This is a genomic window from Jidongwangia harbinensis (assembly GCF_020216025.1).
Taxonomy (GTDB): Bacteria; Actinomycetota; Actinomycetes; order Mycobacteriales; family Micromonosporaceae; genus Actinoplanes; species Actinoplanes harbinensis.
The window spans coordinates 24,535-34,009 of the sequence record NZ_JAIWNC010000061.1; the positions used below are offsets into that span (position 1 = coordinate 24,535).

General features: G+C 73.2%; 7 protein-coding genes. 5 read left to right on the forward strand and 2 right to left on the reverse strand.

The window, feature by feature from the left end; translation table 11 throughout:
* Positions 1 to 20 precede the first annotated feature (20 nt).
* Positions 21 to 1,475 carry a COG1361 family protein gene (locus LDL48_RS41350; RefSeq protein WP_225260662.1) on the reverse strand — a complete coding sequence of 485 codons (1,455 nt, stop codon included), beginning with the start codon at positions 1,473 to 1,475 and terminating at the stop codon, positions 21 to 23.
* Between the two features lie 200 nt (positions 1,476 to 1,675).
* Between LDL48_RS41350 and LDL48_RS41355 the strand changes: the two genes are divergently transcribed.
* The 5 genes from LDL48_RS41355 to LDL48_RS41375 all read left to right on the forward strand — a co-directional run bounded on the left by LDL48_RS41355 (position 1,676) and on the right by LDL48_RS41375 (position 7,934).
* Positions 1,676 to 1,999, forward strand: coding sequence for a YciI family protein (locus tag LDL48_RS41355; protein ID WP_225260663.1), 324 nt, complete (start codon positions 1,676 to 1,678; stop codon positions 1,997 to 1,999).
* Positions 1,996 to 3,276: an RNA polymerase sigma factor gene (locus LDL48_RS41360; protein WP_225260664.1), complete on the forward strand. Its 1,281-nt coding sequence runs from the start codon at positions 1,996 to 1,998 to the stop codon at positions 3,274 to 3,276. Before LDL48_RS41355 ends, LDL48_RS41360 begins: the two co-directional genes overlap by 4 nt.
* The gene (locus LDL48_RS41365; RefSeq protein WP_225260665.1) at positions 3,273 to 3,893 is read left to right on the forward strand and encodes a dihydrofolate reductase family protein; all 621 of its coding nucleotides are present in this window, start codon (positions 3,273 to 3,275) and stop codon (positions 3,891 to 3,893) included. The genes LDL48_RS41360 and LDL48_RS41365 overlap by 4 nt, the downstream gene beginning before the upstream one ends.
* 138 nt (positions 3,894 to 4,031) lie before the next feature.
* Positions 4,032 to 6,629 (forward strand): rifamycin-inactivating phosphotransferase, encoded by a 2,598-nt coding sequence (gene rph, locus LDL48_RS41370; RefSeq protein ID WP_225260666.1) that lies wholly within the window; start codon positions 4,032 to 4,034, stop codon positions 6,627 to 6,629.
* Positions 6,630 to 6,731: 102 nt separating this feature from the next.
* Positions 6,732 to 7,934, forward strand: a complete 1,203-nt coding sequence (locus LDL48_RS41375) for a S8 family peptidase (RefSeq protein WP_225260667.1) — start codon at positions 6,732 to 6,734, stop codon at positions 7,932 to 7,934.
* A 38-nt stretch (positions 7,935 to 7,972) separates the two neighbouring features.
* On the opposite strand, the gene LDL48_RS41380 is transcribed toward LDL48_RS41375, so the two are convergent.
* The gene (locus tag LDL48_RS41380) at positions 7,973 to 8,590 is read right to left on the reverse strand and encodes a polysaccharide deacetylase family protein (protein ID WP_225260668.1); all 618 of its coding nucleotides are present in this window, start codon (positions 8,588 to 8,590) and stop codon (positions 7,973 to 7,975) included.
* Positions 8,591 to 9,475 lie beyond the last annotated feature (885 nt).

Here is a 9,475-nt window from a genome sequence, read left to right on the forward strand (position 1 = left end):
AGGCATTGGCAGTCTAGGTGTCAACGGCGCCCGGCGGACGGCAGGACGAGTCGCCTGACGTTGTTCGACCACCTCGACTCCGTGGAGCCCACGCCGGTGCCGCGTACCGCGATCCGGCCGCCGGCACCCGGGGTCGCCTTGATGTCGAGCACGAAGTTCCGCAGGTGCGGTACCGTCCCGGCGCGCGCCGTCGGGAACGGGGCCGGCGTGGTGCACACCAGCGCGGCCGACTCCGGCAGCAGCGTGCCCGGCCGGCCCAGGGTGTGGCACTCCTCCGCACCGGCCTGCGTCAGCACGGTCCCGCTCGGCGCGGTGACCACGTACTCGACCGGGCCGCTGTCCGACGGCCCGTTGTTGACCAGCTGGAACTGGAACCCGACCGAGCCCGGGCCCGCCGGGTGGAACTCGGGCCGGGTCAGGGTGATGTCGAACCGGTTCGGCCGGGTGAAGACCGAGAACGGCGTCATGGCCTGGTCGCCGTGCAGGTCCGGCCGGCCGTCCGGCGTGACGCCGGCGGCGAGGACCGGCAGCCGGCGTACGGCCTCGGCGAACGACGGCCCGTCGCCGCTGTCCGGCCGGTGCGGATCCTGCTCCGGAACGGCGACGAACAGGCCCGGCAACTCGTCCGGGCCGGACAGGTTGCGCCCGAACCGCGCGTGGAACAGTGCCGTCCCGGTGGCCGGGTCGAACAGCGGCAGGGTCTCGCCGGGCGCGAGGGCCTGCGACAGGTGGCACTCGACCTGCGTCGGGAAGTACCGGTAGCCCCGCCCTCCGCCGTCCGGGAACTGGCTGCTGTACGCGCAGTCGCGGTACCGCTCGACCAGCGCCGCGCCGATCGGCAGCAGCACCGAGACGCGGAACCCGGTCAGCGGAGCGTCGCCGTCGTTGCGCACCGCGGCGTACACCGGTCGCCGCTGGCCCGGACCGACCCGGCGGGCGGCCGTGTTCAGGTCGGCGACCAGGGCGATCGGGCTCGGCTCGGGCTCGGTCCCGGTCACGATCCGCACCGGGGCCGTGGCGGTGTCGCTCGCCGGATCCTGGTCCGCCTGGTCGCCGGCGACGGTCGCCACCATGGCGCCGTTGTCACCCGGTGCGGCGCCTTCGGCGAGGGTCAGCGTCATCGGGATGAGCGGACGGCCCGAGTCCGTCTCGAGCGTACCCACGTCGCAGGTCACGACCCGTCCGGCCAGGGCGCAGATCGGGTTCTCGCCGGCTATCGCGATCCGCACCCGGTCGTCGACCGAGGTCAGGTCGACGGTCACGGTGACGCCGGTGGCCGCGGCCGTCCCGCGGTTGTTCACCACCATGCCGGGCACCGCGCCCGGAGGGCCGATCGTGCCCGCGCCCGGGTCCCACGCCACCCTCAGGTCGGGCAGGTTCGCGGCGGCCGCCGCGGGCGCACCGGGCAGTGCCACGACGGCGATGACGGCGGCCGACAGCAGGCTCCGGGACCAGTTCGCGGACGTACGCATCATGACGCCTCCGTTACTGACGGTGAGCCTCTGCGCACGTTAGCACCGGAGCCCCACCGATCCCGTCCGGCGGTGGATTCGGCGGTGTCAGAATCATTGCCGGAAGAATCCGGGAGGCCGTGTCGGATCCGGGCCGAGCCGTTCGTGGCAGCAGTGAGCGGCCGCCCGCGCGGGGCGCCCCGAACCGCAGGAGATGGTGTCAGATGCAGTACCTGGTCTCGGTGATCGACGACAAGAGCAACCCCGGCAGCACGGACCGCGAACCGGCGATCCGGGCGTTCAACGAACGGCTGATCGCCGGGGGCCACTGGGTCTTCGCGGGCGGACTCGCGGACACCGACGCGGCCACCGTGGTGGACAACCGGGGCGAGCAGGCGGTGTTCAGCGACGGGCCGTTCGTGGAGTCGAAGGAGTACCTCGCCGGCCTCTGGGTGTGGGAGGCCCCCGACCTTGACGTGGCGCTCAAGCTCGCCACCGAGGCGTCCAAGGCCTGCGACCGGAAGATCGAGGTACGGCCGTTCCGGTGAGCGACGTCGAGGAGGCGGTCACCCGGGTCCACCACGCCGAATGGGCCCGGGTGGTCGCCGCCCTGACCCGGCGCTTCGGTGACCTCGACATCGCCGAGGAGGCGGCCGCCGAGGCGTTCGCGACGGCCGTCGAGCGGTGGCCCGCCGACGGGGTGCCCGCCAACCCCGCTGCCTGGCTGACCACGACCGCCAACCGCAAGGCCATCGACCGGATCCGGCGGGAGAGCAAGCGCCAGGACAAGCACCGGCAGGCTCTGCTGGTGTACGACGCCGACCCGCCCGAGCCGCTCGGCGCCATCGACGACGACCGGCTCCGGCTGATCTTCACCTGCTGTCATCCGGCGCTGGCGCCGCAGACCCGGGTGGCGCTGACGCTGCGCCTGGTCGCCGGCCTGACCGTGGCCGAGATCGCGCGGGCCTTCCTGGTGCCGGAGAACACCCTGGGGCAGCGGATCACCCGGGCGAAGGCCAAGATCAAGGCGGCCCGGATCCCGTACCGGGCGCCGTCCGCGGAGGACCTGCCGGCGCGCGTGTCCGGCGTACTCGCGGTGCTCTTCCTGGTTTTCAACGAGGGCTATCTGGCGACCGGCGCCGACACCGATCCGGTACGGCACGACCTGACCGCCGAGGCGATCCGGCTCACCCGGCTGATCCGTGGCCTGCTGCCGGCGGACGGCGAGGTGGCCGGACTGCTGGCGCTGATGCTCCTCACCGAGGCGCGCCGGAGCGCCCGGGTGTCGGCGGGCGGCGAACTGGTCACGCTCGCCGAGCAGGACCGTGGCGCCTGGGACACGGACCTGATCGCCGAGGGACACCGGCTGGTCCGCGAGCGGCTGGCGACCGGGGAGGCGCCGGGCCGTTACCAGATCCTGGCCGCGATCAACGCGGTGCACACCTCCGCCCGCGACGTCCGGGAGACCGACTGGTCGCAGGTCGTCGCGCTCTACGACCGGCTCGTCCGGCTCGACCCGTCGCCGATCGTGGCGCTCAACCGGGCCATCGCGGTCGGCGAACTCGACGGCCCGGACGTGGCCCTGGCCGCCGTGGACCGGCTCGGGGGCGCGTTGGCCGGCTATCACGCCTACCACGCCACCCGCGCCGACCTGCTGCGCCGCGTGGGCCGTGGCGAGGAGGCCCGGTCGGCGTACGACAGCGCCATCGCGCTGGCCGGCAACACCGCCGAGACCGCGTACCTGACCCGCCGCCGCGACCAGCTCGGACAGCGAACCGGCGGAACCGATGAGTTCGGCCGCCGGACCGGGTCTACTCCGGCATGACCCGAATCATCGCTGACATCTCGGTCTCCCTCGACGGCTTCGTCACCGGACCCGGTCCCGGCCCGCAGGACGGTCTGGGCACCGGCGGCGAGGCCCTGCACACCTGGGCGTTCTCGGACGACCCCGACGAGCGCCGGATCCTGCGCGAGGCGACCGCCCGGTCCGGCGCCGTCGTCCTCGGCCGGCGGCTCTTCGACGTGGTCGACGGCCCGGACGGCTGGAGCGACGAGACCGGCTACGGCGCCGGGGAGGCCGGCACGCCCGCGTTCGTCGTCGTGACGAGCTCGCCGCCGCGGTCGGTCCGTCGCGCCGACCTGGACTGGACGTTCGTCACCACCGGTCTGCCCGACGCGGTCGCCGCCGCGCGGAAGCGCGCCGAGGCGGCGTCCGCGGACCGCGGTGCGGACCTCGACGTCGTGCTCATGGGCGGCGGCGCCACGGTCCGGTCGGCGCTCGCGGCCGGGCTGGTCGACACGCTGACGCTGCACCTGGCCCCGGTCGTGCTGGGCGGCGGGACGCCGCTGTTCACCGGTGGGGCGCCGCGCACGCTGGCGCAGCGGAACGTGACCGTGACCTCGAACGCGACGCACCTGACCTACGAGGTCGTCGCGGGCTGAGGAAGGCGGAGAAAGAGCAAAGGCAGGGAGACGTCTCCCTGCCACTCCTAACGTATAGCGCACCGGGGGGCTTGCGGCAAGACCCCGATCACGGCGCAGAATCGTCCGCCGAGGCCACGATCCGCGGGGGAGACGCAAATGATCGAGCAGTACGTGGTGGGTCTCCGCGACGTCGACGAGACACAGGTCGCGGTCGTCGGCGGCAAGGGCGCGCAGCTGGGCGGGCTGTCCCGGATCGACGGCATCCGGGTGCCGGCCGGCTTCTGCGTCACGACGGGCGCGTTCCGGCGGATGCTGGCGGAAGCGCCGTCCATCGACGACCGGCTCGACGAGCTGTCCCGCGTGGACCCGGACGACCGGGCGGCGATCCGCACGCTCAGCGTGGAGCTCCGCCGTACCCTCGAAGGGTTAACCGTGCCGGGCGACCTCACCGCGTCGATCACCGCCGCCCTCGCCGCACTCGGCGGCGACGCCGCCTACGCGGTCCGGTCCAGCGCGACCGCCGAGGACCTGCCGACCGCGTCCTTCGCCGGCCAGCAGGACACCTACCTGAACGTCATCGGGCCGGCCGCGATCGGAACGCACATCAGGCGGTGCTGGGCGTCGCTGTTCACCGAGCGGGCGGTGACCTACCGCCGGCGGAACGGCATCGACCACCGCACGGTCCAGATGGCCGTGGTGGTCCAGCGGATGGTCGCCGCGGACGCGGCCGGCGTCCTGTTCACCGCCGACCCGGTCACCGGCAACCGCACGGTCGCCACCGTGGACGCCGGCTTCGGCCTCGGTGAGGCGCTGGTCTCCGGCCTGGTGAATCCGGACGTCTTCCGGGTGCGCGACGGCGAGGTCGTCGCCCGCACCGTCGCCGCCAAGCCGCATGCGGTGCGGGCCCGGCCGGCCGGCGGTACCCACCGGGTGGCGCTCGACCCGGACCGGCAGGAGCAGCCCGCGCTGATCGATGCGCAGGTGGTCGAGCTCGTGCGGCTCGGGCGGCGGATCGAGGCCCACTTCGGCCACCCACAGGACATCGAGTGGTGCCTGGCCGGGAACGTCTTCCACATCGTGCAGAGCCGGCCGATCACCACGCTGTTCCCGGTGCCCGAGGCCGGCGACCGGGCGAACCACGTGTACGTCTCGGTCGGCCATCAGCAGATGATGACCGACCCGATGAAGCCCCTCGGGCTCTCCATGTGGCAGCTCACCGCGCTGGCGCCGATGCACGCGGCCGGCGGAAGGCTGTTCGTCGACGTGGCCCCGCGCCTGGCCGCGCCGGCCGCCCGCGCCGCACTCCTGGACGTCATGGGCCGGGGCGACCCGCTGGTCCGGGACGCGCTGGAGACCGTGCTCGACCGCGACGGGTTCCTGCCGACGCTCCCGGACGCGGGCCCCGGCGGTCCGCCGGCCGGCGGACCGCCCGCCCCGATCGCGACCGACCCGGCCGTCGTCACCGAGCTGATCGAGCGTAGCGAGGCGTCCGTCGCCACGCTCCGGCGCGACCTCCGGACGAGGACCGGCCCGGAGCTGTTCGACTTCCTGCTGGCCGCGTTCGCGGAGCACAAGCGGGTCCTCGCCGATCCACGGAGCATGCAGGCGATCATGGCCGGGATGGAGGCCACCTGGTGGCTCAACGACCACCTGCGGGAGTGGCTGGGGGAGACAAACGCGGCCGACACGCTCACCCTGTCCGCGCCCGGCAACATCACCTCGGAGATGGGACTGGCGTTGCTCGACGTCGCGGACGCGATCCGCCCGCATCCGGAGGTGGTGGCCTTCCTGCGGGACGTCCGGGACGACGGCTTCCTGGACGAACTGCCGAAGCTGGCCGGCGGCGCCGAGGCGCGTGACGCCATCGAGTCCTACCTCGACCGGTACGGCATGCGCTGCGCCGGCGAGATCGACGTCACCCGGCCGCGATGGCGCGAGCGGCCCGGCACGCTCGTACCCGCGATCCTCGACAACGTCCGGAACTTCGGGCCGGGCGCCGCCGGGCGGCGCTTCGCCCAGGGACGGCAGCGGGCGGAGCAGAAGGAACGGGAGGTGCTGTCCGCCCTGCGGGCGCTGCCGGACGGGGACCGCAAGGCCGCCGAGACCAAGCGGATGATCGACCGGGTACGGACCTTCATCGGCTACCGGGAGTACCCGAAGTACGACATCGTCAGCCGCTACTTCCTCTACAAGCAGGCTCTGCTGGCGGAGGCCGACCGCCTCGTGCGGGCCGGCGTGCTGTCCGAGCGGGAGGACATCTTCTACCTCATGTTCGGCGAACTCCACGATGCCGTCCGGGAGAATCGGGTGGACGACCGGCTGATCCGGCGGCGCAGGGCGGAGTTCCGGTGGTACCAGGCGCTCACCCCGCCGCGGGTGCTGACCTCGGACGGCGAGGCGGTGGCCGGGGCGTACCGCCGCGACGACGTGCCGGCCGGTGCCCTGACCGGGCTGGCGGTCTCCGCCGGAACGGTCGAGGGGCGGGCCCGGGTCGTGCTCGACATGGCGGACGCCGACCTGGCGGCGGGCGACATCCTGGTCACGGCGTACACGGACCCCAGCTGGTCGCCCCTGTTCGTGGGAATCGCGGGGCTGGTGACCGAGGTGGGCGGCCTGATGACGCACGGCGCGGTGATCGCCCGGGAGGACGGCCTGCCGGCCGTGGTGGGCGTACCTTCGGCCACCCGCCTGATCCGCGACGGGCAGCGGATCCGGGTGCACGGCACCGGCGGGTACGTCGAGTTCCTGCCCTGACCGCCCCCTCCCGCAGTCATCGATGTGTTTTGATTGATCCCGGCATCAGGCCGTGCCGAACGGCTTTCCCCCGGGGAGGGACACGTCATGTCAGGACGCAGTGTGCGAATCATCCGTGCCGCCGCCGTGGTCGCCGCCGCGCTGACCGCGACCACCCTCGCGGCCGGTCCGGTCGTGGCGGCGCCGGCCGTCACGCTCGCGCCACTGTTGCCGGCCGAGGGCGGCAAACCGAACGGCAGTTACCTGGTCGTGCTGAAACCCGGAAGCAGCGCCGGTGAGGACCCGGTCGTCACGGCCCGGAACGCGGGCGGCCACTCGGTGTACCGCTACCGCAAGGTGCTGACCGGCTTCTCCGCCGCCCTCTCCGAGCAGGCCCTCACCCGGGTCCGGGCGAACCCGAACGTGGCGTACGTCCGTGCCGACGCCGTCGTCCAGGCGATCGAGGACCAGCCGGACGCCCGCACCGTTCAGCCCAACCCGCCGTCCTGGGGACTGGACCGGATCGACCAGCGCGCGCTCCCGCTGAACAACGCCTTCGAGTACAACACCACCGGCGCCGGCGTGACCGTGTTCGTCGCCGACTCGGGCATCCGAGCCACCCACACCGACTTCGGCGGCCGGGCCCAGGGCGTCTACAACGCGGTCGACGACGGTCGCGGCGCCGAGGACTGCCACGGCCACGGTACGCACGTCGCCGGCACCATCGCGGGCAGCAGCTACGGGGTGGCGAAGTCCGCCCGGATCCGCGCCGTCCGGGTGCTGAACTGCGACAACGGCGGCACCAACGCCGACCTGATCGAGGGCATGGACTGGATCGCCGCCAACGCCCCGGCCAACTCGGTCGCCAACTTCAGCCTGCAGGGGTACGGCACCGAGGTGAACACGGCCGCCGAGCGTCTCATCGGCACCGGCGTGCTGGCCGTCTTCATCGGCGGCAACTTCAACTCCGACGCCTGCTCCAACGCGCCCCGCTCCACCCGCGGCATCACCGTCGGCGCCACCATCCGCACGGACGCCCGCTGGTCGTCGTCGAACTACGGCACCTGCATCGATCTGTTCGCACCCGGCCACGACATCACCTCGGCCGGCATCGCCAGCGACACCGCGGTGGCGGCCGGATGGCAGGGCACGTCGATGGCCGCGCCGCACGTCACCGGCTGGGTGGCCCGCTACCTGCAGACCAACCCGGGCGCCACGCTCGCCCAGGCGAAGGCCGCGCTGCTGTCGGCCGCCACCACCGGCGCGCTGACGAACATCGGTGCCGGTTCACCGAACCGTCTGCTCTACGCGGCGCCGTCGTTCTGACCGGTCCGTCCACGCCGGACCCGCGGTCTCGGCCGGGGTCAGTTGCGGCCGTTGAGGGCGACGAAGCGGTATCCGCGGGCGGCCAGCGCCGGCACCACGGTCTTGAGTGCCGCGTAGGTCTGCGACCGGTCCCCGCCGCCGTCGTGGCACAACAGGATGTGCCCGGGCCGGGCGGCCAGGAGGCGCCGGCGGATGGCCGCGGTCCCGGGGCGGGCCCAGTCCCGCGGATCGTTGGTCCAGTCCAGCGGCACCATACCCGCCTCGGCCGCCGCGCCCAGGACCGCGGGCGACCAGTCGCCGCCGGGCGAACGGAACAGCGCCGGAGTGTGCGTGGTGGTGCTGTAGATCTTGTCGTGGGCGCGTTCGATCTCCCGGTGGACCCGCGTGCGCGACTTGCGCGCGAACGCCGTCGGATGACTCCACGTGTGGTTGGCGACCTGGTGCCCGTCCCGCACCACGTCCCGGGCCGTCGCCTCGTGCCCGAGCACCTGATTGCCGATCATGAAGAACGTGGCCGGGACGTGATGGCGCTCCAGCAGCCGGAGGATCTTCGGCGTCCACACCGGATGCGGCCCGTCGTCGATGGTCAGGGCGACCGCGTCGGCCGGGAACGCCGGACCCGGCACCGCCTCCCGGTACTGACGCAGCGTGAACACGGGACGACTGAGCTTCGGTCGCGGAGCCGGCTCCGGGGCACGTGGCCGTCCCGGTCGGGGTGTGGGCGTGCCGCCGGTCCGCGGTGTGGCGATGACGCGCGGCTGATGCTTGCCGGCCCCGGACGCCTGTGACCCGCTGAGCAGCATCGCGGCCACCGCGGCGGGGATCGCCCGCACCACTTGGCGTCGCGAGGCGCCAGGCTCGCACGTGGACTCCGGCGGCGTCGAAACGTGATCAACTTTTCGCACGCCGCCCGACGTTAACCAACCGCCGCCACCGTGGCCGGGGACATAACGGGGCATTTCAGCAGTAATCAATCGGTGGTTCTCGCCACAATCCGTGTCGGCTGACGGGTCACCTCGCCAAGCCGAACGCCGTCTACGCGCGGTGGGCTTCGGGTGGTGGCGCGCGTGTCGACTTGCGGTGCGGTGTGCGCCTTGCCGTCACACGGTGGGCTTGGGGTGGTGGCGCGCGTGTTGGTTTGCGGTGCGGTGTGCGCCTTGCCGTCACACGGTGGGCGTGGGTGACGGGGGCGTGTCGGTTTGCGGTGCGGAGTGAGCCCGTCCTCCACACGCCATGACACGGGCGTCTCGCGGCGCGCCCATGTGTGCACGAGGGCAGGGCTTGTCGAGTCGTGGCGGGGCGCATGGCGTCGCTGCCCGCGCTGCGGCAGGGGCCGGTGTGCGGACCGGGCCCACTCAGGAGGCCGCCACCCTCAGCAACGTGCCCGACCGCTGGGTGACCGGCCGCCATGACGGCGGATGGCGCGGCGGCCGGGGCCGCCGCGCCATCACGGTGCGGTCTTGCGGTGGTACGCCTACGTCAGCCCGTGCGGCAGGTGATCGTGGGCCAGGTGGTGTTGCCGTTCGACATGATGGTCACGC

Bases quoted from the DNA above. Each gene is read 5' to 3' on its own strand.
- LDL48_RS41350 (WP_225260662.1), bottom strand. From the start codon at position 1,475: ATGATGCGTACGTCCGCGAACTGGTCCCGGAGCCTGCTGTCGGCCGCC.
- LDL48_RS41355 (WP_225260663.1), top strand. From the start codon at position 1,676: ATGCAGTACCTGGTCTCGGTGATCGACGACAAGAGCAACCCCGGCAGC.
- LDL48_RS41365 (WP_225260665.1), top strand. From the start codon at position 3,273: ATGACCCGAATCATCGCTGACATCTCGGTCTCCCTCGACGGCTTCGTC.
- rph (WP_225260666.1), top strand. From the start codon at position 4,032: ATGATCGAGCAGTACGTGGTGGGTCTCCGCGACGTCGACGAGACACAG.